Below are 23,067 nucleotides of genomic sequence, written 5' to 3' on the forward strand. Positions count from 1 at the left end.
GGAACCGGACTGCCGTGCGGTAACTGGCTGGTATGAGACGGTCAGTCGAGAACCAGCCGTCCCACCGGGCCGTCCTCCGTCTCGCAGATCTCCACCGTTGTGCCATAGCCGGAGGAGAGTTCGGCCAGCTCCTTGAGGATGCGGTGCCCATCCGCGGGCAGCGCCCGCCCGGGCCGGCCCCTACGGTGGGTGGGAAGCCCGAAACCCAAGGTCACGGGGTGCAGCTCGACCAGGGCGGGGCGGTGCCGGCCGTCCTCGCGCTCGGGTGCGGCCGTGGTGACGACCGGAACGACGGTCTCCCAGTACTCCCGGTGCGCCGCGAAGCCCCGGGTGTCGGCGAGGCTGCGCGCATTGAAGAAGCTGAACGGGGTGAGCGGTCTGCTCGACGGCACCTTGGCGTAGTCCTCGGCAGGCAGACGCTCGGTCAGCTCGATCTGGCTGACGAGGTTGCCCAGGCTGTAGAAGATCGGCCGCCCCCGGTGCACCTCGATACCGCGCAGCCGGTGCGGGCCGTGTCCCACGACGATGTCCGCGCCTGCGTCGATCGCTGCCCGGGCGAAACCGCGAAGGAACTCGGCCGGCGCCAGCGGGCCGCTGCCGGACTCGTGCGAGTGCACGCTGACGACGGTCAGGTCGGACCGGTGGCGTGCCTCACGGACCCACGGGAGGATCGCAGCCAGGTCCTGCTCCTCGACGGAGGTCTCCTGTCCGGGACTTGAACCGGCGCGGAAGAAGCCGCCGAGGAAGGGGAAGGGATCGGCGTCCTCGTCCCATGGATCGCTGCCGATCATGGCCACGATCCCGGCGCGTCCGGCGGCCAGTCCGGTCTCCCGGTCGATCGTCCGCAAGGTGGCGAGCTGCTCCGCGGTCACCTCCAGGACCTGGCGGTGCCGAAGCGGACTGATACCGGGCCGGCCGGGCAGTTGCAGGCCTGCCGGTGCGGCCTCCTGCCCCTGGGCGAAGCTGGCGGTGCAGGCGATGAGCGCGGCGCTTCCGGCGGGGCGGTCGACATAGACCGGCATCCGGGCGCTGGTGAGGTCCGGTCCTGCACCGGCCGCTGCGATGCCCCGCGCGGCCAGTTCGCGCAGCTGCGCCAGCAGTCCCTGGCTGCCCATGTCCAGAGCGTGGTTGTTGGCGCAACTGACCATGCTGATGCCCGCGTCGCGCAGGTCGTCGAGGATGTGCGTGCCGGCGCCGAGGGTGCTGCCCCAGGGGTCGCGGACCGGGTGGCCCTGCCAGCCGGCCGCCGCCACCTCGAGGTTGACGAAGGCGAAATCGGCGGAGGCCAGCAAGGTGCGCAGGGACTGCGCACCGGTGGTGTCGCTCAGCACCGCGCCGCGCGTCGCCATCCAGTCCCCGCCCAGCGCGATGCGCAACGGCCTTCCTGTGCTGCTCTGCTCCACGATCCCGTCCCCTCCCCTGGGCCGCGTGTGCGATGGTTCGAGCCAGATGTTCGAGCGACCGGGTTGCGTGGCGATTTGAGCGCGGTTGTCGAGGTGTTTCCTCGCAGCCAACCGCGGAGCAGGTTGGGGCAAGGCGCAGCCATACCGTCCGGTCCCAGGGTGACGCAGTGCTCCAGTCCTACGCCTGTGAGGAGAGCCCGGATGACCACGTCGCCCTCGGTCGCCATCGACTCCGATCTGCCGTTCCCCTGGCATCTGGCCGGATCCGAGGCCGCACTCGCCCCCGCAGAGCGTCCGGGGCGGGCCATCCGCGGCGGGCCCCGGCGGCTGCGCCGGCTCGCCGACACCCAGGACGACCGTCCCTATGAACGCTTCGGGGTGAGCCCGCTCGGACCGCTGATCGGAGCGGAGATCAGCGGCGTCGACCTGGGTACTCCCCCGGACCCGGAGCTGAGGGACGAGCTGAACCGGGCGTTGCTGGAGTGGAAGGTGCTGTTCTTCCGGGGCCAGCAGATCACCGGGGGCCAGCAGATCGCGTTCGCCCGGGCATGGGGCGAGTTGGAGCAGCAGCGTCTGACGTCCGGTGTTTCCGGTCCCGAGGTGGCGCGCTACGTCAAGGACGCCGAGAACGCCGGGTTCGAGAACGCCTGGCACGCGGACATGACCGGACGGCCCAGGCCCGCGATGGGCTTTGTCCTGCGGCTGTTGGAGGGGCCGGAGGCAGGCGGCGACACACTGTTCACCGATGCCGCCGCCGCGTACGACAACCTCCCCGAGCCGGTGCGGGTGGAGCTGGAGGGTCTGCAGGCGGTGCACGACCTGACCTCGACGATGGGGCGCTTCGTCCCCGCGGAGCAGGTCTCCCGGATACGGGCGAAATTCCCGCCGGTGACGCACCCCGTGGTGCGCACCCATCCGGAGACCGGGCGGAAGACCCTGTTCGTCAACTCGGTCTTCACCTCACACGTCGTCGGCATGGAACCGGAGCAGGGCGAGCAACTGCTGCAGTACCTGTTCCGGCAACTGCAGGCTCCCGAATACCAGGTCAGGTTCCGCTGGACGCCGGGCGCTGTGGCCTTTTGGGACAATCGGGCGGTACAGCACTACGCAGTCTCCGACTACTTCCCTGTGAGACGGGTCACCGAGCGGGTAGCCATCGTGGGAGACATGCCGTACTGACGGTCAGGAGCACAGCACCTAGCGGCAGCAAAGCGTGCGACAGCCGGTAGACAGGCCCGTCGCGCGACAGTGGATCCCGACAGAGCATCATGAACGGAGAACCATGAGCACCACCATCACCATCCGGCGAGCCGGCGTCAGCATCGACCAGCTCATCGAGGCTCTGCGCGCAGAGTTGGGCGGACGGTACTCAGTCGAGCGGGGTGGCAAGCCCGACTCCATCACCGTGAAGGGCGGCCTGCTGACGACTGCCCACGTCCAGGTGCACAGCGACGGTTCGAACACGTCCGTCGTGGTCAAGGGCGGTGGAGGAATCCTCATCTCCCAGCGCGTCCGTAACAACCGCGGCATCGCCCAGGAGGTGGCCGATGCCCTTGAGCGGTCACCCCTGCTGAGCCGCTGAACGGCTCAGTGACCCACACCTAAGGAGGTGGTCCCGCCGTGGCTGCCATAGCCATCGCGACCGAGGACCTGCACAAGACCTACTCGAACGGCGGCAAGGCGGTCAAGGCCGTACGCGGGATCTCCTTGACAGTGCAGGAAGGGGAGTCGTTCGGCCTGCTCGGCCCCAACGGAGCGGGGAAGTCGACGACCTTCGGGATGCTCACCACACGGGTGAAGCCCACTTCGGGATCGATGCGGGTGGCCGGGGCGGACCCCGTCGCGGACCCGACGGAGGTCAAACGGCGGATCGGTGCGGTGACGCAGCAGAACACGCTGGACCGCCAACTGACCGCACTGGAGAACCTGGAGTTCCGCGGCAGGTTCGCCGGGCTGTCGGCAAGGGCCGCCCGGGCCCGGGGTCGGGAACTGCTCGACCGTTTCGGGCTCGGTGACCGCTCGGATGCCATGGTGCACCGGCTTTCGGGCGGTCAGGCCCAGCGGGTGATGATCGCCCGTGCTCTGCTGACCCGCCCGGCGATCCTGTTCCTCGACGAGCCGACCTCCGGTCTCGACCCCCAGACGCGGGTCAACCTGTGGGAGCTGCTGCGGGAGATGCACGCCGAAGGCCAGACCATCGTGCTGACCACGCACTACCTGGAGGAGGCCGAGGCGCTGTGCGAGCGGATCGCCGTGGTCGACCACGGCACGATGCTCGCGTCCGGCAGCCAGGACGAACTGAAGACCCGTGAGGGCGGTGACGCGGTGGTGACTCTGGTCCATGAACCCGGCGCCGAACTCACGGGTCTCCTGGGCACGGCCCAGCGCATTCCTGGAGTGAGCCGCGCCGAATCGGAGGGCGCCACCCTTCGGGTGTACACCGGCGACGTCGAAGGCGTCGTCCCGGCCGTCCTGCGAGCGAGTCTGGATGCCGGGCTGTTCGTGCTCGATGTCGCCGTTCGCCGTCCCAGCCTGGAGACGGTCTTCCTCGCGCTGACCGGACGGGAGTACCGGGAATGACCACTGAGACAGTACGGCCCACCGGCACGGCCATCGGCAAGGTCGCCGGCGCACCCCCCGCCGCAGTCGGGGTGCTGCGGCTGGGCCGGCCGTTCCTGGCACTCCTCGCCCGCGACATGCGGGTACTGCGCCGGGACCTGGTGAGCTTTGTGCTGCGGTCCGGCACCCAGCCGCTTCTGTTCGTCTTCGTCTTCGCCTATGTGATGCCCAAGACGCAGGGGACCTCCGGGGCGTCGGCAACCCCGGGCGGGCTCTCGTTCGCCACCGTCCTGGTCCCCGGGATGGTCGCCTCGGCGGTGATGCTTCAGGGCATCATGTCGGTGTCCACGCCGCTGGTGATGGAGCTCTCGTACACACGGGAGATCGAGGACCGGGTGCTCGCCCCGCTGCCCCTGTGGATGCTCGGCCTCTCCAAGATCCTTGCCGGCGCCGTCCAGGGCTGTGTGGCCGGCCTCGTGGTCCTGCCCTGTGTGCTCCTGGTACACGCCCCCGGACAGGCCCCGCACATCTCGCTGGCGCACTGGCCGGCCGCTCTCGGCGTGCTTGTGCTCGCCGCCGTGCTCATGGCGGGCCTCGGTCTGCTCTTCGGGACCGTGGTGGAACCGCGCAAGCTCAGCACGCTGTTCACCGTGATGATGGTGCCCATCACCATGCTGGGGTGCGTCTACTACCCGTGGGCCTCGCTGAACCAGGTCGGATGGCTTCAGTGGCTGGTACTGGCCAACCCCCTGGTGTACGTGAGCGAGGCGCTGCGGACCGCGTTCATCCCAGGTGTGCCCCACCTGCCCGTCTGGGCGTTCATGAGCGTGCTCACCGTGGGGACCGCCCTGGTCTGCGCCGTCTCCATACGGACACTGCAACGCAGGCTCACCGCCTGAGGAACAAAGCGGCAGGACCGGTCGTCGGGCATGGACGGTGGGGGATCATGACGGACGCTGCAACAGCCGCTCGGGTGGCGCCGGCTCTCCTCGCCCGCGAGGGCGAGCTGGAGGAACTGGGGGCACTGCTGGCCCAGGCCTGCCTCGTCACGCTGACCGGCCCGGCGGGAGTGGGCAAGAGCAGGCTCGCCGAAGCGCTCACCGCGGACTGCCGCTGGCAGGCGTGCGCGACGGCGGACCTGCTGGAGGCGCAGGATGCGGCGAGCGCGGAGGAGATCCTGCACCGCACCGCCGCGCGCCTGCAGGAGGCCGACGGGCCGGGCCTGCTGGTGCTGGACAACTGCGACCTGGTCCTGGGGCTGGTGGCACGGTTCGCATCGAGGCTGCTGGCTTCGCGACGGGAGCTGCGGATCGTCGCGACCTCCAGGGAGTACCTGGGCGCGAGCCGGGAGACGGTCTACCCGGTGCGTCCCCTGGCGCCGGCGGACGCGGCCGCCTTCTTCGCCGTCCGCGCCGGAGCACACCACGCGGGTGTGGTCCCCGAGATCTCACCGGAGGTCCGGGCCGTCTGTGCGCGACTGGACGGGCTGCCGCTGGCGCTCGAGCTTGCCGCGGCGCACACCACGGTCCTGACCTCGGTGCAGATCCTGGAGCGGCTCGACGACGCGATGCGGTTACTGGTGGGGGGCCTGCGTACCGGTCCCGCGCACCACCGCTCCATGCGCGGGGCACTGGACTGGGGGGCTCAGACCCTCACCGGACAGGAGCGGGTACTGCTCCGGCGGGTCTCGGTCTTCGCGGATGCCTTCACCCTCGAATCCGTCGAGCAGGTCTGCTCCGGGGCAGGGCTCCCCGAGGAAGAGGTACTGGAGGCCCTGGTCGGGCTGGTGGCGAAGTCGCTCGTCGTCTGCGACCCCAGCGGGGAGCAGGCCCGCTACCGGCTGCTGCACACGGTGCGTCAGTACGGCAAGGACCTGCTGGTGCAGTCGGGCGAGCGGGATCTCTTGCAGCAGGCCCGGGTGCGCCACGCGGTCCGGCGCCCGGGGGACCTGCGCCCGGGGGATCTCACCGAGGCCCTCCAGTGGTGCATCGACCACGACGCGATCACGGACGGTCTGCAGCTGGCCGCTGCGGCGGCCCCGTTCTGGCTGCTGTCCGGACGGATCCGCGAGGGGGCCGGGCTGGTCACAGCCCAGCTCGCCGGAGCGGATGCCGCCCGGGGCGGCTGGCAGGACTCGCCCGCCTACACCCGGGTGGTGCTGGCCCGAGGCATGTTCGACTGCGTACTCGGCCGGGCCGAGGCGGCCCTTGAGACCGCACTCCGGACAGCCGCCCGCTGCGCGCAGGACGGTGACACCCCGGGCCGACTGTGGGCAGAGGTGCTGGCCGGGGCCGCCGAGTTGCACACGGATCCGGGTTCGGGCGCCCATCGCCTCGCCCGGGCGGCGGTGAACCTGCCCGGCAGCTCGCCCTGGACCGCGGTCGCCACCGCACTGCACGCCCTGGCAGCGGTGGAGGCGGGCCGACCGGACGAGGCGAAGGAGGCGGCAGCCCGGGCCGTGGCCGAAGCACGGTCCGGCGCCCTGACCCCCGCCGTGGTCGCCGCCTTACTGGCAGCCGGCACGGTGGCCCGCACTCAGGGCCGCTTCGACGCGGCCCGGTCCGCGCTCGACGAGGCCCAGGCGCTCGCAGCGGCTGCGGCGGCCAAGGGCGCCCAGGTGCTGATCCTCACAGAGTCGGGCAGGCTGGCCCTGGACCAGGCGTCGGACGGTGACGAACCCGGCAGATCGAGACTCGAACAGGCCGTGGCACTGGCGACCGAAACGGGTTCGCCGCTGCTGCTGGCGGCAGCCCTCGACGTGGCGGGGCGCACCAGACTGAGACAGGGGCAGGGGCAGGAGGCCAGGAGGGCGTTCGCCCAGGTCACCGCGTTGTCCCAGGAGACGGTGCCCGCCCAGGCCGCAGCCGGCATCCTCGGACTCGGCGAGGTGGCCCTGGCCACCGGATCCGCCAGCGCGGCCTGGACCCTGATCGAGGAGGCCCACGCCATCGCCCGGGCCGGCACCGGCCCGGCCCTGCTCGCCGGCACACTGCAGGCGGTCGGTGACTGCGCCCGGGCCCTCGGCGACGCCTCACGTGCCTGGTCCACGTATCACCAGGCGCTTGGCGCCCGCGTCAACGCCGGCCTGTGCGTCGCCGCGGTCGAGTCCCTCGAATCCCTGGCCGGCCTGGCGCTGGAGCAGGATCGGCTCGAGTACGGCGTGCGGCTGCTCGGCGCTGCCGAGGGGCTTCGGGGTGCGTGGGGCAGCCGCCGTTCCGGGCCCGCCCAGGACCGCCTTGAGGCGGAGCGCGGGGATGCGGTGGCCGCGTTGTCACCGGAGCGCTTCACGGAGCTGTACACGGAGGGCACACGGCTGTCGCTGCAGGAGGCGGTGGCCTACGCCGGCCGTCAGCGCGGCCCCCGGCAACGCGGAGTGGGGTGGGTCAGTCTCACCCCCGCCGAACGCCAGGTGGCCGATCTGGCCGCGGCAGGGCTGAGCAACCGGGAGATAGGCGATCGGCTGTTCTCCTCGCCGCGCACCGTACAGGCACATCTGTCCCATGTCTTCGCGAAGTTGGGCATCAACTCGCGGAAAGAGCTGGCCGCACAGACCCAGGCCCGCCACCGGCAACTTCCACCGCGGCGTCCGCAGGCCGACGAGTAACACCGCCTGTGGGGCCGCCGACCCATGAGAGCGAGGCTGTCACCATGACCGTTGCAGAGCCCCAGCGGGGTGCTGCTCAGAGTGCGACCGAGGTCCCGCCCCAGGCTGTGCGGCCCCCGGCCGTGCCGCCGAGGCACAACCGGAGGCTCCAGCGGATCGCCGGCGGAGTCGTTCTCGGTCTGACCGTGCTCGCTGCCGGGACGCCGGCGGCCTTCGCCGACGGAGGGGAGGGCGGCATCGGCCAGTACACGCTCGTTCCTCCGGCCGCCTTCCACGGGCTGGTCTGGATGGACGACTCCGATGCCGCCAAGGGCGCTCGCGAGGCGTTGCAACAGAACACCTACCCCCCGGGCGTCACTCCCCTGGGAACCGCCTACGGCAGGGACGGGCAGGTCACCCTGGTCATCTCCGGCGTCTCGGGTCCCGTCGCCGATCCCGCGGCGGGGTTGTCCCATGGCTTCATGAATCTGGAGAGCGCGGGCACCATGTCGGCGCGTCAGGACTTCTACCCGGGACGTCTGGGCGGGGAGCTTCAGTGTGCCGAGGTCACCATGACGGACGGCACCCTGTCCGCCTGCGCATGGGCCGACCACAGTTCGGTCGTCATGGTCGTCACCCGGGTGGACAAACCCCTCCCCGCCTTCGCCGCCCAGACTCGTCAGCTGAGGGCTGCGATGGAGGTCGAGAAGTAGTCCCGTAGGCGCGACTGCCCCGCCGGACGAACCGGCGGGGCAGTCGCCGTCGGGTGGTGCACCGTGAACGGCACATCGTCCGACTCGCCCGTCGCGTTCAGAGCATGCTGAGTTCGGCCGCCAGATCGTCCAGCCCCAAAGGTCCCTGGGAGAGCGCGGCCATGTGCCATCGCTTGAGATCGAACGAGCCCCCGTGCACTCCCTGGGCTGCCCGTCGCCCCTCCAGCCAGACCCGCTCACCGAGTTTGTAGCCGATGGCTTGGCCGGGCAGGCCCAGATAGCGGGTGTGCTCACTGTCCAATGCGGTGGCGGGCAGGCCCGTACAGGCGCCGAGGAACTCCCGGCCGAGCCCGGGTGTCCACCGTTCACCGGGGTGGAACCCCGCGCCGGCCGGGATCCCCAGCTCCAGGTGCATCCCGATGTCGACGACCAGCCGTACCGCGCGCAGCATCTGGCCGTTCAGATAGCCGAGCCGGCGGGCGGGGTCGGTGAGGTGGCCGAACTCGTCCATCAGACGCTCCGCGTAGAGCGCCCACCCCTCCACGTTGGCACTCACTGCGCCCAGGGTCGCCTGGTAGGTCGAGAGCCGGTCGGCCATCACCATCCACTGCGCATACTGCAGATGGTGTCCGGGAACGCCCTCGTGATACCACGTGCTCACCAGGTTCCAGACCGGAAAACTGGTCCGGCCCGGCTCGACCGGGAGCCAGGTGCGGCCCGGCCGGCTGAAGTCGATGGACGGCTGTGTGTAGAAGGGCACGGAGCCGCAGCCGGGCGGAGCGATCAGCGTCTCGGTCCGGGTGATCTGCTCGGCGAGCTCGAAGTAGGTGCCGTTCAGGGTGTCGATCGCCGTGTCCGTCAGGGACTGCAGCCAGGCCCGGATGCCCTCGGTGCCCTCGACAGCCTCGCCGTGCTCCTCCAGGTGGTGCATGGCCTCCAGGGCGGTGGAACCGGGCAGCACCAGCTCGGCCGCCTCCCGCATCTCGGCCTGGATGCGGTGCACCTCGGACCAGCCGTAGGCGTAGGCCTCGTCCGGGTCCAGGTCGGCGCCGGTCCAGTAGCGGGCCCAGCTGAGGTAGCGCTCCCGACCGACGGTTTCCGGGGCACCCTCGACGCCGGGGCCGTAGACCGTGCGCAGCCACTCCCGCAGGTCTGCGACCGCCTCGGTGGCCGAGCGGGCTCCGGCCTCCAGCTCGGAACGGAGGCTGTCGGGGCCCGAAGCAGCGAGATCCTCGAACCAACTGGTCCCGGCGGGGCCGCCGAGCAGGGCATCCAGCTGGTCGATCGCGGCGGCCACCTGCATCGGGCCCCCGGGCAGCTGCTGCTTCAGCCCTTCGGCCAACGACGCGACATAGCCGTGCAGCGCGGCGGGAACCCGGCCCATCCGTCGGGCCCGGGCCTCCCAGTCGGCCTCGGTCCCGGTCGGCATCAGGCCGAGCGCCTGCCGGATGGACTGCACCGGCGAGCGCAGACTGCTGACGGCACGCAGCCCCTCGCCCGCCTCGTGAACGGCCAGGTCGGCGGTGAGCCGTTCCTTCAGCAGCCGACCGCAGCGCCGTTCAGCGGGGTCGTCCTGGGCGGCGGTGTCGAGCTCGGTCAGGGTCCGGCGGATGAGTTCCGCGACGGCCTGCGCGCCGTCCGGGGAGAAGTCGGGGAGCCGCTCCTCCCCGGGGCGCAGGCCGTACACGGTCGCCGCGATCGGGTCGAGGTCGATATAGGCGTCGACAAAGGCGTCGGCTGTCTGGCGTGGCGTCGCGGAGGTCAACCGCGCCCTTCCCTTCATCGAGTCCGGTCACGGGTGTTCGGTCCGCTCGTTCCGCTCAGGAGAAACGGCGGGCCTGGTTGCGCTGGTAGAGCCGGGCGGCCAGGGCGAAGAAGACCAGCGCGTACCCGCCCAGCCAGCCCGCGGCGGTGGTCCAGGGCTCGTCGGCGGCATGCAGGGTGCCCCAGGCGAGCTGGGCGTAGTGGTAGGTGGGCAGATAGTGCGCCACGTGCCGTACCGCGTCCGGCAGCTGGTCCAGGGGCATGAACATGCCCGACGCCATGGACAGCAGCAGATAGGACAGGGTGGCGACCGGGGACGCCGAGGTCGGTCCGGCGAGGTATCCCAGCGCCATGCCCATGGCCAGGAAGGCCACCGAGCCGAACAGGAGCCGGGCCGTCAGTTCCGCCAGCCGGGCGGGCGACAGGTCGGCGTCGGTGAGCGTGGCCGAGGCGAGCGAGAGCACCGCGAAGGAGAGCACCGCCACCACGACGGCCACCAGGCCCTTCGCGGCCAGGTACGTCCAGGGCCGCATGGGACTGGCGCGGAACAGGCGGTCGATGCCCTGACCTCGTTCCACCGCGAGGGTGGTCCCGAAGTTGAGCAGCATGATCGCCCCACCCGCGTAGGCGCCCATGGAGCACAGCGTGTACGCGGCGTACGCCACACCGTGCTGGGGCTGGTGGCCGCCGGTGGTGCCGAGCACCAGGTAGAGGACCACCGGCAGGGCGACTGCGGCCACGATCAGCGAGGGGTTGCGGAGCAGGATCATCGCCTGAGCCCGGACCGAGGCCGGAAGCTGACGGCGCCAGGCGGACGAGGTCTGGATCGTGGTCATCAGGACTGCACCTCAGCGGTCTCGCGGTTGGCCTGGTGGACGAGGTTCTGCACGGCTTCCTCCAGGTCGACGCCGACGACCTCCAGATCCCGCAACCGGGTGCCGCGCAGCGCGAGAGCGCTGAGCACCTCCTCCGGGCGGGTGCTGTGGAAGCGGACCACGGTCTCCTCCGGTTCCGGGGAGATCTCCAGCCCTTCCACGGGAAGCCCTTCGAACTCGGTCGCGTCCACCGGATCGGGGAGGGTGAACGACACCCTCTTCCCCGCCGTGAGCGCCTTGAGCTCCGCCTTCGAGCCGTCGGCGATCAGCCGGCTGCGGTGGATCACCACCACGCGGTCGGCCAGCCGCTCGGCCTCCGCGAGGTAGTGCGTGGTGAGCACCACGGTGCGGCCGCGGTCGGCCAGGGCGCGGATGTGGCCCAGGAACTCATTGCGCGAGTCGACATCCATGGCGACCGTCGGCTCGTCCAGGAACAGCAGCTCCGGGTCGCCGCACACGGCCAGCGCAAAGTACAGCCGCTGCCGCTGACCGCCCGACAGGTCCTGTGCCCGGGTGTTCAACTGGCCACGCAGGCTGGCCATCTCGACCACCTGGTCGAAGTCCAGCGGGGCTGGGTAGTACTGCCGGAACAGCCGGATCAGCTCGCGTACGCGCAGCACGCCCGGCACGCCGGAGTCCTGGAGCATCACCCCCGTCCGGGTCCGGGCCCGGGGGTCGGCCGGTTCGAGGCCGAACACCCGGACCCGCCCGAGGGTGGGCTTGCGCAGGCCTGTCATCATGCTGAGCGTGGTGGTCTTGCCTGCCCCGTTGGAGCCGAGCAGCACCGTGATCTGGCCGGGTGTTAATTCCAGGCTGAGATCGGAGACGGCTCGGAAGCTGCCGTAGTCCTTGGAGACCCCGTCAAGGACTACGGGAGAGGGGCGCGACATGGTTCCTCCGTGTGCTGCGACGTTCATGGTGATCCTGCGCCGGTGGCTGCGGTGGTCGGGATGCGGTGGGTTGGGGTGGGGCCTCGCCGGCTGCCCCCCAGCGGCAGCGTCGGACCTCGATCCGGATCAGGGAAGGTTGTTCGGCACTGCAGGTTCCAACAGATCCTGCTTGGCCGCGGCGAACTCGTCCCACCCCCGACGCTCGGCGTACTCCAGATACACTCCTCCGCATTCCGAGCGTAGCGCGCAGCCGTCGCAGGGCGCACCGTACTCACGGGTCTGATCGTCCATGAACTCGTCATAGTTGTCGTAGACCGCGCCCTGGTACATCATTCGGATGAATCTGGTGCCGTCCTCGATGGCAAGGCGCTGGTACGGCGCGACGACGCAGAGCGGGAATCCCTCCAGGGTGATCTTGTGGCCCTGGCCGACCAACTCGTCGAGTACCGGGAGCAGATGGGTCCGTGTCTCGCGGACCGTGGGTGCCTGCATGTCGAGGGCGAAGTATCCGCTTCCGACCGGGTGCAGGTTGGAGATGTTGATGTGGTCCACGCCGAGCTCGACGCACAGACGGCAGATGTTGCCGAGCTGACCCATGTTCATCCGGGTGATGACGGTGTTCACCCGGACCTGGATCCCGGCCGCCTTGGCGTTTCTGATGCCCTCGATGGTCTCCGCGAAGCCGCCGGGCGTCTGGGTCAGGCAGTCCTGGACATGCGAGTCGGCGCCGTGCAGCGAGATCACGAAGAGCCTGACCCCGCGTTCCTTCAGCTTGTCGACGAAGCCTCTGTCCTTCAGCCGTCTGCCGTTGGTCTGGATCTGCACTTCCGGATAGCCGAAGACGCTCGCCGTCTCGAGCAGTTCCATCAGTCTGGGCAGGATGGTCGGTTCGCCACCGTGCAGGTTGAGCGAGTCGAATCCCTCGTCCGCGTTGGCGATGAGGAAGTTGATCAGCTCGTTGTACTGCACGCTGTCGCTCTTCGCGAGGGGTGAACCGACCACGCAGAAGCCGCACTTCTCGTTGCACAGGTCGGTCACGTGCATGCTCAGTTGCTTCATCTCATCCTCACAGGGCCAGGCCCAGTCGGCTCGCCGCCTCGGCGAACGCCGCGCGGGTGTCCACCTGGGCCTCGAGAGTCGTCAGATAGTCGGCACGGGCGGCGGCGGACCGCTCCCGGGTCTCGGAGTCGTACAGCGCGCGCTCGATGGTCTGCACCACGGCCGGTTCGTCCAGGATCTCGACGTCGTCGAAGGCCGCGGTGTAGGGGTTGGCGGTGAGTATCGGATCGAGGAAGGAGTGGAAGCCCAGCGGCCACATCCGCAGGCGGTGCAGTGGCACCATGTCGGCCAGCCAGCCGCGGACGGTGTCGGTGAGTCCGCCCAGCTCGGCCTCGGCCGCGGCGGCGGCCTCGGCGTCGGGGACCGCGAAGCTGTTGGTCAGCGCGACCCCGGGAATGTCGGAGGTCACGGCGCGGGCCAGGGTGGTCGCCCCGACGTTGAGGCTGAGCACCAGGTCGGACGAGCCGAGCAGGGTGCTGAACCGGGCCGGGGAGCACGGCGGCAGGATGTGCATGCGCTCGGTCGGCAGGCCGGCCAGCTCCGGCGGCGGCTGGCCCACCAGCAGGAAGTGTGTGGTTTCCGGGAGTTGACGCAGATAGTGGGCGAGCAGCCGGGGCACTCCGCGCAGCACATGGGTGCCGATCGACGAGTCGTACCGCTCCTCGGGCAGCTGTTGCCAGGCCGCGACCGGGAGCATCACCAGGCGGTCCTGCGGCCCCAGGCCGAAGGTGGTGAACAGGTGGCTCCTGGTGCGCCGGCTCACCCGTTCCGAGCCCTCCCAGAGCCGGAAGGGGTAGGCCCTCCCCTCACGCTCCGGGTGTGCCAGCGGGACCGGACGCAGGTGCACGTCCATCTCCAGGATCCGCTTGTCGACCTGGCGGTCCTCGTCGAACATGTCGATGGCGAAGGCGGTCTTCTCCCACTCCCAGATGTCGATCGGGAGGATGGGCAGCCGGTACTCCTCGATGAACCAGGGCTCCAGCCGGAACCGGTTCTGGAAGACGCCGCTGAAGGTGAAGTAGTCCGCCAGCACGATGGCGTCCGGGCGGAAGGTGTCCACGACGTCGTCGATGAGCAGGCGGGCGAGCTTGCCCATCTGGGGGTCGATCAGCGTGTGGCCGATGCCGCTGCGCTTGAGGACCTGTTCGGAGATGGCCGAGATGACGAAGTGGCTCTCCACGCCGAGCGGCCTCAGCTGGTCGGCCAGCGAGGTGCCGATGACCGTCTCACCGTATCCGGCGGTGGACAGAGCGAAGAACAGCAGTCTCATATGCGGCTCGCAGGGTCGGCGGCTGACGTGTCGGGGAGTGCTGCGGGCGAGGGGGTCTGCTGGGCGTCCAGGCAGCGGAGGATGCCGACGCGGGTGCCCGCATCCTCGAAGGAACCCTCAGGGAAGGGCACACCGATCACCTTCAGCCCCCGGCGGACGGCCAGGTCGAAGTAGTGGCCGATGGCCGGTTCGGAACCGCCTTCGGGCAACTCGGCGAGTCCCTGGTGCAGCAGATCGGCGAAGGTGTCGCTCCAGATCGCCGCGCCCCAGGTGTTGGCGACCGGAGGCTGCTCGGGCTTGTCGAGCACCTGGACGACTCGTTCCCCGTCCAGGAGCACCGGGCCGAGGCGTTCGGGCTCCGCGGTGGGGAAGACGGCGAGGGCGAGGTCGGCGCGGGTCTCCAGATACCGGTCCCGCAGCCGGGCCAGAGCGTCGCCGGGGGTGGTGATGGTGTCGGGCATCGCGAAGACCACATGGTCTCCCCGTGTCCAGGGGTACGCGAGTTCCAGGGCGTACGGCAGGCCGCGGGCGTCCTCCTGGTAGAGGTAGCCGATGTCCAGTCCCACATGACTGCCGTCGCCGAAGTAGTTGAGGACGTCCATCTTCCAGGGGGCCACCACCAGCAGCACCCGCTCGGCATCGGCGCCGGCGATGGAGGCCAGGGCGTACTCGGCCACTGCACGCGCGCGGACCCCGGTGCCGTCGCCGCCCACCGGCTCGTAGCTGATGGGCAGCAGCTCCTTGGGGTAGCGCAGCGGCGCGAGCCGGGAACCCCTCCCGGCAGCCGGGAGCAGTCCGACGAATCCGCCCGTCATCGGGCGCCCTCCCGGACCTCGCCGAACCGGCTCTCGCGGACCGTGTCGATCAGCGACTGCTGGAAGGGGTCGGCGACGTGGTCGCGCAGGGCCTGTCTGCCCTTGCGGGTCAGCAGCACCTTGGAGCACATGTCACAGCCGCTGGAGTAGGTCTTCGCCCCGAACCGGTCCCGGAGCTCATCGTTCTCGTTGACCAGGCGCGCCACCCCCTGCGGCCCGAAGGCTCTCAGGTACTGGTAGCTGTAGTCGCCGTCGGCCTCGGCCATGATCTCCGGGAAGCTCCTCTCCTTGAGGTTGCCCAGGAAGTAGACGTCCTTGTCCAGCGGCCTGTGCGCCCCCACCTTGGCGACGTGGCAGGCGGCGAGATCCCCGTTGGGGTTGATGATGGGGGTGTGCAGGTAGCAGTGCTTGGCGTAGTGCTCAGGCAGCGGGGGGTGGCCGGTGGCGGCGACCGGATCGATGTGCGGGCTTGAGATCACCCGGTCCACATGGATCAGCAGCCGGTCTCCGTAGTCGTCGTACATACTGCGGATCTGCTGCTCCTCCTCGTCCTTGGCGATGGTGATGCACAGGCTGATGTCGCGGACGCCGTGGGCGAGCGCACCGTCGATCACATTGCGTACGTACTGGGCCGGCACGCGCTCCTGATGGAAGACGTCGGTACTGAGGTAGAAGTGCGTCAGCCCTTCGAGCTGGCTCATGAACTTGTCGACGGTCTCCGGGTCCTTGCCCCAGAAGCTGCTGGTGAAGCAGCCGATCTTGGGCTTGTCGGGGTGCTGGGCGGCGGCCCGGACTCCGGCTTTGAGCAGCGAGAACCGCTGGAAGGGCTCCCCGCCGGTGAAGATGATCGCCGGGATCCCGAAGTCGCAGGCCTGAGTGACCCAGTTGGCGATCTCCTCGTCCGCGGGTTGCCGCTCCCGCGTGGATCCGATGAATCCGCAGTGGCGGCAACCGACCGTGCAGATCTCGGTCACGCTCACCAGGATGTTGGTGTAGTACACGGGGCTCCTTAGTGATCGGCTGGGGGTACGGCTATTCGCCGACGAAGACACCGGTGCTCCTGCAGTGCTCGCGCAGGCGCTCACGAGCCTTCGCCAGGTCGTCCAGGGTCAGCTCGGGCATGACTGCGCGGACGTAGTCGTCCATGGCCTGTTCCCGGTCGAGGGTGTCGAGCTCTGCGTGCCGCACGGCGATCCCGGCCCGCACGTCCGCGTCCGCGATCTCCAGCCCCAGACGCTGCGCCGCCTCGGCGGCGAAGGCCGGCTCGGTGAGGTAGCGGTGGTCGAAGGAGCCCGGTTCGGGTGAGAGCACCTCGATGTCGGAGGAGGCGATGGCACCCTTGCCTGCGTCGACCAGGGCACAGATGGACTCGATGTTCTGCTCGAGGAGTCGCCGGGTCATACCGATGTGACCGACGACGAACCCCGCCTTGATGTAGATGCCCTCGTCCCGAGCCCGCTCCAGGGCATCGAGGTTGTGCTGGAACATCCGCTCGGCCCGGTATCTCGGGTCACCGCCGCGGGCCGGAGCGAGCGGTTTGTTGAGTGCGGACAGCGAGACCGCCGATCCGGCGTCCAGTCCGACCATCAGGTACCTGACACCCAACTCCCTGAGCGTGGCCGCATGGCGGGGGCTGGACAGTCCGTCGGCCCTGGCATACCCACCGAACACGGGCCGCTCGTTCTCCGGCAGCCCGGTCCACCAGTCCGGGGCGCCGTCGCGCATCTCGCGCAGCAGCGAACCGAAGGTCAGCGGCAGCTCGTCGGCGGTCAGTGACAGGTAGTCATAGCCGGAACGCACCGCATGCTCGACCACCCGCCACCCCTGCGCGGCGTCCGGGACACTGTTCCGCCACATGCCGCCGTACTGGATCGAGCAGAAGGTGCAGGCGTCGTGACGGCTGAACTTGATGCATCCACGGGCGAGTTCGACGGGAACCCCGTTGTGCAGCGGAACTCCCAGCAGTTCCCTGAGCCGGGGGGCCACCCGGGACGCGAAGTTGGCCCGGTACTGCGCGGTGTGCGGGTACACCTCGTCGATCAGCCGGTAGTCGTGGCCGGTGAAGACCGGTTCGGGGCGCTGCGGTGTTTCGACCAGGCCGTCCGAACTCCAGGCGACCATGCCCGGATAGGCCCGGGGGGAACGCAGGGTGCCCCGGTGGAGATCGGCGATCAGCGAGCGGAACGGCCCGACGACCTCGTTGCCGACGAAGCCGAAGTCCATGCAGTCCCGCTGCCGGCTCAGGCACTGCCGGGCAAGCGCGGAAACATGGTCGTTGCCCACGATGGTATGGATGCCCGGACGGAGCGCCTTGGTGTGCCGCAGCAAAGCAAGCCCGGCCTCGTAGCTCGCGGTCAGCATGCTGACGCAGACCGCCAGCAGGTCGTCGGCGTGGTCCTCGACAAACCGCAGGATCTCCTTCCAGGGCACGATCGTCCCGTCCAGGTAGACGGGGGTGACGCCGGGGACCGGCACCAGTGCCGACGCCAGCGTCAGCGCACCCAGGCTGGGCACGTTCGCCCAGTCCGTGAGGTCCTCCGGGCGGGTCACCGTGCAGGACACGTCCTCGAGCACCTGGGTGGTGTTGGGGGGATTCACCAGCAACACAAGTGGCATCGGTCCCAGTCACCTTCCTCATCGCTGAAAGGCACCCCGCTGACAGGGACTCCAGGGGGCGCGAACATGGCATGAGGGCCGCGCGGACTCCTTCCGGGAAGCCACGGGTGGACCTCGCCCGGAGCCAGCTCGAGCGCCGCGCGCAGACGGGCCGACGCCTCCTCGCAGTCGCCGAGCGTGTGCAGTGTGTAGGCCTGATCGAGGAGGGCGTACGCCTGACACGGGCGCGGGGTACCGGTGCAGGCCAGCCGTACGGCCAGCTCGGCCAGCATCCGGGCCCGCACCTGCTCTCCGCGCAGGGCCAGCAGCCGTGCCGACAGGCCGCAGGAGTGGACCACATCCTCCTTCGGCAAGCCGGTGCAACGCGCCAGGAGGCCTTCGACGACCTCCTCTGCCTCACAGGAACGGCCGTCGCTCAGGAGCTCACGGGCGAACCAGAGCCGCTCGCTCACATGGGTCGTGTCGGTGCCGAGCACTGATGCCTCCCCTGTGTGGTCGAAGCGTGGGGACTCCAGGTGCAAGGTGATGCTGCGGGGGGGTGCTTGCGGGGGGCTTTCCATCTGATTGGTTGCTGGTATGGCCATGTCCGGCTGCTCCGCTCCCTCTCCAGCCGCGTGGCCCTCCGGGCCCGGCCCCCGAGGCATCCGGTCTCCCCCGGCCGACCGGACGTGAACGCACAGGGGTAGTCGGCCGCGCGCCCGGGCGAGGCCGAGGACTCGCCGCCAAAGGAGCACCCACCACTGGACGGCGCCGCCCGACGCCCGCCCGTCGGCAGGGACCGGCGGGCCCCGTGACCTCGAGCGACGGTCGCGTTGCGCTGGTGGCCGACTCGCGGCGCTCTGGGCTGCTAACCTCCTCCCCATCCCGCGACCTGGCACTTGGTCAGATGTGATTCATATTCACCGGTCCTTGACCAATCCTTGGCTTGTACGCCTTCGGGACACGTGTGGATCATCGATCGCACACATACGCTTCGTGTCAACCACGTCTCCAGGAGTCATGGATGAGCCATGTGCGCCGCCACCGGGCCACCGGTGCGCTGTCGCCCGAGCTTCCGCACGCATCCTCTGCGGTGTCGGGGCAGCACTCGCCCACTCCGGTCCTGCACGCGGCACCCGGCCTCCACAACCTGGGCGGCGGGCCGACGCCGGTGCCCACGAGGCGGAATGCTCCAAGCCAGGGCATCGGGAGACACGGCGACTTACCCCCGGTCCCGGTTGCGAGTACCCGGTGACCCCTGAGGCACAGGACACCGAGGACGCCCTCACTCCCCCGATGGATCTGGTGCTCCAGGCCCAGCACGGGGAGCGCCGGAGGATCGCGCGGGAACTGCACGACCGCACCGCCCATGCGCTGGGGGTCGCGCTGCAGAGCCTGAAGCTGTACCGGCTCTATGCCCGCACCGACCCGCAACGCGCCGAGCGGCGGCTTGCCGTCGCCGAGCAGTCAGTCCATGAGGCCCTGGCAACAGTCCTGGGAATCGCCACCGAGCTGCGGATCTCGGTCGAGGGTTCGGGGCTCCGGGCCGCCCTCGACGACTATCTGATGCGGGCCGCGCCACGGGATGTCAAGGTCGAACTGACATGCGGGATGTTGGGCGGGATCCCCGGGCCCACCGCCGACCAGCTCTACCTCATGGTGCGGGAAGCCGTCCGCAACGCCCTCCTGCATGCCGGACCGCGCCGCGTGTGGATCGATCTCCGGGTCGTCGACGGGGTTCTGCAGGCCAGGGTGAGCGATGACGGCGCGGGCTTTGACACAGAGCAGGTGACGGCCCATCAAGGGGCCGGGTTGCTGTCGATGTCGGAGCGCGCGGAGCTGATCGGTGCGGAGCTGGAGATGCAGAGCTCGAGTGCAGGCACCCTTGTCCAGATCCGGGTGCCGCTTCCCCACCCGGAGGAAAGTTGATCGTTCCGAGAAGTGACCCGCTCTCCGTTGTCCTGGCCGACGACCACACGCTCTTCCGCGAAGGCCTCGCCGAGCTGATCGGCTTGGACCGCGGGTTCACCGTGCTCGGCCATGCCGAAACGGCGCGCCAGGCCATCGACCTCGCCGTCGAGCTGCGCCCGGACCTGCTGCTCCTCGACGTCCGGATGCCCGGAGCCGGCCCTGACACGGTGATCGACGAGGTGGTCCAACGGGCCAAGGGCACACGCATCGTGGTTCTGACGATGTACGACAATCCGATGCTGACGACACGTCTGCTCGCGCGTGGCGCCGCGGCGTACCTGGTCAAGAACATCGGCCAGGCGGAGCTGCTCACGGTGTTGCGCAATGTGGGCCGCGCCAGGGGCCACATGCTGCTGTCCGTTTCGCGGAGCAGCCTCATCTCCCTCGGCGCCCCGTCGGCACGGCAGTCCCCACTGTCCGCCCGCGAGGTCGAGGTGCTGGAACTGCTCGCCCGCGGCTATTCCAACGCACGCATCGCCACGCTGCTGGGCATCGCCGAGGCCACCGTCAAACGTCATCTCACCAATGTGTACGGGAAGCTCGGCGCCAGCTCCCGGGTCGACGCACTGCGCCTGGCGTACGAGTCCCAACTGCTCTCCCCCGTCGTTCCCATGAGCGAGGTGGCAACAGCGGATATACCGGAAAACAGTGCGGGTTAGTGCCGGGTGCAAGCACCGGCGCGGAGTGTGAGTCCGCCGAAGGAGGTCGGACATGCATCTCTCCGAGCTGCTCGCACGTCGTCCGGTGCCCGCCTCCGCGGTGTACCTGGCCCTGACCCGGCGGTGCCCGCTCCACTGCCGTCACTGCTCGACCATGTCCGGCCCGACGGCGGAGCAGCAGCCCGCCGAACTGTTCCAGCGCTTTGTGGAGACCTTCAGCCCCTCGGATCACCCGGAATTCCTGCTCCTCACCGGCGGCGAACCGCTGCTCCGCCCCGGGCTGGTCCGCACCCTGGCCGAGACCGCGCGGGCCGCCGGGACCCGTACGTACCTGCTCACCGGTGCGTTCTTCGCCCGTGGCGGCACCACGCCCCGGCCGGTGCGTGCCGCGCTGCGGGCGGTGGACCATGTCGCGGTGAGCATCGATGCCTTCCACGAGGCGGAGGTGCCCCGGCAGCAGGTCTTCCGGGTCCTCCACGAGACCCTGGCCGCAGGCCGGCACGCCAGCGTCCAGGCCTGCGGGACCGGGCCCGACGACCCCTTCCTCACGGCGTTGACACGGCAGGTCCGCGCGGAGTTCCACGACCGCGTCCCCATGCTGGTCAGCACCCTGCAGCCGGTCGGCCGGGCGCGGTCCTGGCTGGCCGGCCCCGACGGCTCGCAGTCCGGACCGGCCGCCCGTCCCGAGCCTCCGCCCCGGGCCGCACCCTGCGACCTCGTGTCCTGGCCCGCCATCGGCTTCGACGGCACCATCGCCGCCTGCTGCAACCAGGATGTGCTCGACCAGTCGCCACCCCCCGAGCACCTGCGGCTCGGCCACATCGGCTCGACGACGTGGCCGGAGGTGCGCAGCAGGTCCACGTCGTCGCCTGCGCTCCGGGCGCTGCGCACACGGGGTCCGTTACAGCTGGCGCACCGCTTCGCCGGGCCCGTCCGGGACCGGCCCGTACCCGCCGACTACTGCGGGACCTGTCGTGCCCTCTCCACCCCACCAGGAGCCCTTGAGCGCATCGAGGCAGAGGGTTCACGTGCGACGACGATGCTGTTCGAACAGCAGGCGATCGCCCTGCAACTGGGCGCGGGCCCGGTCGGCTTCGCTCGTCGGCACGGTGATCCCTCCCGGGCCGAACTGGTGCTGCTGGGCAGCCCGGGCCAGGCCGAAGGAGCGGTCCCATGCGCCACCTGACCCTGGCCCAGGCCGATGTGCTGCGCGCACGGCGGGGCAGTTCGGCCCTGCTCTACCTCACCGACCGCTGTCCGGTCGGCTGTGACCACTGCTCGGTGAGCGCGCTGCCCCGGCCCTCCGGGACCATGGACGACAAACTCCTCGACCGTCTGGTGGGGGGACTGTGCGAGAGACCGCGCATCCGCCTGGTGGGGATCTCCGGCGGGGAGCCCTTCATGGAGCGCCGTGCCCTGGAGTCCGCCACGGGCAGGCTGGCGAAGGCCGGTAAGCAGCTGATCCTCTACACCAGCGGCAACTGGGGCCGGGACGACGGCACGGCTCCCGGCTGGACCCGTGCCGTGCTCTCCCGGGCCTCCTGCGTGGTGCTCAGTACCGACAGCCACCACGCGGCTCGCATCCCCGAGAGCCGCTACCTCGCCGCGCTGCACGCCGCGGCCTCGACAGGGAGCTGGATCGCGGTACAGGTACTCGGCACTCCCGCGCAGACCGCGGAGGCGGAGCGGCTGCTCACCGCGGCTTTCGGCACGTCCTGGCGGGACCGGGCGGAGATCCGGCGTACCGCGCTGGTGCGGCGGGGCCGTGCCGCCGGGCTGACGCCGGCGCGCAGCCCCCTCCCGGGCAGCTCCTTCGGAGTCTGCCCGCTGGCCTCCGCTCCCGTGGTCCGCTACGACGGGCGGCTCGCCGCCTGCTGCAACGAGGACGTCGTCACCGGGCACGGGCCCGCCTCACTCCACAGTTCCGCGCGGGACCCGCAGGAGCTGCACACGTCCCTGGACGCTCTGGAGCGCGACCCCTTCCTGCGCGCCGCCACCGCCGTCGGGCTCGGCACGCTGACCCGGCTGCCGAGCTACCGCGTCCTCGGGGAGCAGAACCACCAGGACATCTGCTCCCTGTGCTGGTCGCTGCTCGACGCCGGCGCGGGCCGTGACCCGGCCGTGCAGGCGATCGGCCTCGCGGCGACGCAGCCCGGCACCCCACACGCTCAAAGGTGATCGCATGACCGCTGCCACCCTGGTCCGCACCGTGCTGTGGCTGACCCTGCCCGCAGTTCAGTCCGCCGCCCAGACGCTGTGGACCGCACCGGGGCTGAGGGAGCGCTATCCCGCCTATCTGGGCACCATGCACGGGCTGGTCAGGGCTTCGGTACCACTGATGGAGGCCGCGGTCGACCGCTGCGGCCACCTGCCTGCCCGCGACCCCTGCGCCGAGCCGCTGGCCAGGTACCTCCGGACACACATCGAGGAGGAACAAGGCCATGACGACTGGCTGCTGGAGGACCTGACCGCGCTGGGAGCGCGGGAGCCCGGCGCACTGCTCGCCCGCGCTCCCGCCGAGGACATCGCAGCGCTGGCCGGCGCCCAGTACTACTGGATCCGCCATTACCACCCCGTATGCCTGCTGGGATACATCGCCGTGCTGGAAGGGTGCCCTCCCCGCGCGGACATGGTCGACCGGCTGCCCGCGCTCACCGGACTGCCGGCCTCGGCCTTCCGCACCCTGGCCGGACATGCCGCCCTCGATCCCGGCCATCTGCGAGAGCTCGACCAGCTCCTCGACGGGCTCCCGCTGAACCCTCCGGTCGCCGCAGCGGTCGCCCGCAGCGCCGCATACACGGCAGACCGTGCCGCGGCGCTGCTGCGCGGCCTGGTGCACGACGGCCCCGGCCCGGCGTCCGGCCCCCGGCACCAGAGCCCCTGATGGACGCGCAGAGAAGGTAGTTCCGTC

The 23,067-nt window shown here is 70.2% G+C and carries 21 protein-coding genes; 11 read left to right on the top strand and 10 right to left on the bottom strand.

Annotation, left to right across the window (positions count from 1 at the left end; all coding sequences use genetic code 11):
• Nucleotides 1–41 precede the first annotated feature (41 nt).
• Nucleotides 42–1,403, bottom strand: a complete 1,362-nt coding sequence (locus AB0761_RS10620) for a CapA family protein (RefSeq protein ID WP_377268724.1) — start codon at nucleotides 1,401–1,403, stop codon at nucleotides 42–44.
• A gap of 201 nt (nucleotides 1,404–1,604) precedes the next feature.
• Between AB0761_RS10620 and AB0761_RS10625 the strand changes: the two genes are divergently transcribed.
• The 6 genes from AB0761_RS10625 to AB0761_RS10650 all read left to right on the top strand — a co-directional run bounded on the left by AB0761_RS10625 (nucleotide 1,605) and on the right by AB0761_RS10650 (nucleotide 8,258).
• Complete coding sequence (locus tag AB0761_RS10625) at nucleotides 1,605–2,582, top strand: TauD/TfdA dioxygenase family protein (RefSeq protein WP_377268725.1); 978 nt, start codon at nucleotides 1,605–1,607, stop codon at nucleotides 2,580–2,582.
• Nucleotides 2,583–2,685: 103 nt separating this feature from the next.
• The gene (locus tag AB0761_RS10630) at nucleotides 2,686–2,985 is read left to right on the top strand and encodes a hypothetical protein (RefSeq protein WP_377268726.1); all 300 of its coding nucleotides are present in this window, start codon (nucleotides 2,686–2,688) and stop codon (nucleotides 2,983–2,985) included.
• 38 nt (nucleotides 2,986–3,023) lie between these two features.
• Entirely contained in the window at nucleotides 3,024–3,983 is a 960-nt protein-coding gene (locus AB0761_RS10635) for an ATP-binding cassette domain-containing protein (protein ID WP_377268727.1), read from the top strand.
• Nucleotides 3,980–4,861, top strand: a complete 882-nt coding sequence (locus tag AB0761_RS10640) for an ABC transporter permease (protein ID WP_377268728.1) — start codon at nucleotides 3,980–3,982, stop codon at nucleotides 4,859–4,861. Before AB0761_RS10635 ends, AB0761_RS10640 begins: the two co-directional genes overlap by 4 nt.
• 47 nt (nucleotides 4,862–4,908) lie before the next feature.
• Nucleotides 4,909–7,566, top strand: a complete 2,658-nt coding sequence (locus AB0761_RS10645) for a LuxR C-terminal-related transcriptional regulator (RefSeq protein WP_377268729.1) — start codon at nucleotides 4,909–4,911, stop codon at nucleotides 7,564–7,566.
• A 44-nt stretch (nucleotides 7,567–7,610) separates the two neighbouring features.
• A complete protein-coding gene (locus AB0761_RS10650) occupies nucleotides 7,611–8,258 on the top strand; it encodes a hypothetical protein (protein WP_377268730.1) in 648 nt (215 codons plus the stop codon).
• A gap of 97 nt (nucleotides 8,259–8,355) precedes the next feature.
• Here the strand turns inward: AB0761_RS10650 and AB0761_RS10655 are convergent, their stop codons facing one another.
• The 9 genes from AB0761_RS10655 to AB0761_RS10695 form a co-directional block, all read right to left on the bottom strand.
• Nucleotides 8,356–10,041: a DUF885 domain-containing protein gene (locus AB0761_RS10655; RefSeq protein ID WP_377268731.1), complete on the bottom strand. Its 1,686-nt coding sequence runs from the start codon at nucleotides 10,039–10,041 to the stop codon at nucleotides 8,356–8,358.
• Nucleotides 10,042–10,078: 37 nt separating this feature from the next.
• Complete coding sequence (locus AB0761_RS10660) at nucleotides 10,079–10,858, bottom strand: ABC transporter permease (protein WP_377268732.1); 780 nt, start codon at nucleotides 10,856–10,858, stop codon at nucleotides 10,079–10,081.
• Entirely contained in the window at nucleotides 10,858–11,787 is a 930-nt protein-coding gene (locus tag AB0761_RS10665; RefSeq protein ID WP_377268733.1) for an ABC transporter ATP-binding protein, read from the bottom strand. Before AB0761_RS10665 ends, AB0761_RS10660 begins: the two co-directional genes overlap by 1 nt.
• A gap of 126 nt (nucleotides 11,788–11,913) precedes the next feature.
• Nucleotides 11,914–12,846 (bottom strand): radical SAM protein, encoded by a 933-nt coding sequence (locus AB0761_RS10670; RefSeq protein ID WP_377268734.1) that lies wholly within the window; start codon nucleotides 12,844–12,846, stop codon nucleotides 11,914–11,916.
• Between the two features lie 7 nt (nucleotides 12,847–12,853).
• The gene (locus tag AB0761_RS10675; RefSeq protein ID WP_377268735.1) at nucleotides 12,854–14,116 is read right to left on the bottom strand and encodes a DUF6365 family protein; all 1,263 of its coding nucleotides are present in this window, start codon (nucleotides 14,114–14,116) and stop codon (nucleotides 12,854–12,856) included.
• A complete protein-coding gene (locus tag AB0761_RS10680; RefSeq protein ID WP_377268736.1) occupies nucleotides 14,113–14,931 on the bottom strand; it encodes a sugar phosphate nucleotidyltransferase in 819 nt (272 codons plus the stop codon). The genes AB0761_RS10675 and AB0761_RS10680 overlap by 4 nt, the downstream gene beginning before the upstream one ends.
• Entirely contained in the window at nucleotides 14,928–15,932 is a 1,005-nt protein-coding gene (locus AB0761_RS10685; RefSeq protein ID WP_377268737.1) for a radical SAM protein, read from the bottom strand. The genes AB0761_RS10680 and AB0761_RS10685 overlap by 4 nt, the downstream gene beginning before the upstream one ends.
• A gap of 31 nt (nucleotides 15,933–15,963) precedes the next feature.
• Nucleotides 15,964–17,547, bottom strand: a complete 1,584-nt coding sequence (locus AB0761_RS10690) for a B12-binding domain-containing radical SAM protein (protein ID WP_377268738.1) — start codon at nucleotides 17,545–17,547, stop codon at nucleotides 15,964–15,966.
• Nucleotides 17,526–18,023 carry a tetratricopeptide repeat protein gene (locus AB0761_RS10695; RefSeq protein WP_377268739.1) on the bottom strand — a complete coding sequence of 166 codons (498 nt, stop codon included), beginning with the start codon at nucleotides 18,021–18,023 and terminating at the stop codon, nucleotides 17,526–17,528. The genes AB0761_RS10690 and AB0761_RS10695 overlap by 22 nt, the downstream gene beginning before the upstream one ends.
• Nucleotides 18,024–18,777: 754 nt before the next feature.
• Between AB0761_RS10695 and AB0761_RS10700 the strand changes: the two genes are divergently transcribed.
• From AB0761_RS10700 to AB0761_RS10720, 5 genes are read left to right on the top strand one after another with little or no spacing between them, the layout of a single operon-like run.
• Nucleotides 18,778–19,455: a sensor histidine kinase gene (locus AB0761_RS10700; RefSeq protein WP_377268740.1), complete on the top strand. Its 678-nt coding sequence runs from the start codon at nucleotides 18,778–18,780 to the stop codon at nucleotides 19,453–19,455.
• Nucleotides 19,452–20,156, top strand: coding sequence for a response regulator (locus AB0761_RS10705; protein ID WP_377268741.1), 705 nt, complete (start codon nucleotides 19,452–19,454; stop codon nucleotides 20,154–20,156). Before AB0761_RS10700 ends, AB0761_RS10705 begins: the two co-directional genes overlap by 4 nt.
• A 52-nt stretch (nucleotides 20,157–20,208) precedes the next feature.
• Nucleotides 20,209–21,342: a radical SAM protein gene (locus tag AB0761_RS10710; protein WP_377268742.1), complete on the top strand. Its 1,134-nt coding sequence runs from the start codon at nucleotides 20,209–20,211 to the stop codon at nucleotides 21,340–21,342.
• The gene (locus AB0761_RS10715) at nucleotides 21,330–22,334 is read left to right on the top strand and encodes a hypothetical protein (RefSeq protein WP_377268743.1); all 1,005 of its coding nucleotides are present in this window, start codon (nucleotides 21,330–21,332) and stop codon (nucleotides 22,332–22,334) included. The genes AB0761_RS10710 and AB0761_RS10715 overlap by 13 nt, the downstream gene beginning before the upstream one ends.
• Nucleotides 22,335–22,338: 4 nt before the next feature.
• Nucleotides 22,339–23,040, top strand: a complete 702-nt coding sequence (locus tag AB0761_RS10720; RefSeq protein WP_377268744.1) for an iron-containing redox enzyme family protein — start codon at nucleotides 22,339–22,341, stop codon at nucleotides 23,038–23,040.
• The last annotated feature ends 27 nt before the right edge of the window (nucleotides 23,041–23,067 follow it).

The sequence above is a fragment of the Peterkaempfera podocarpi genome, assembly GCF_042466665.1.
Classification (GTDB): domain Bacteria; phylum Actinomycetota; class Actinomycetes; order Streptomycetales; family Streptomycetaceae; genus Peterkaempfera; species Peterkaempfera podocarpi.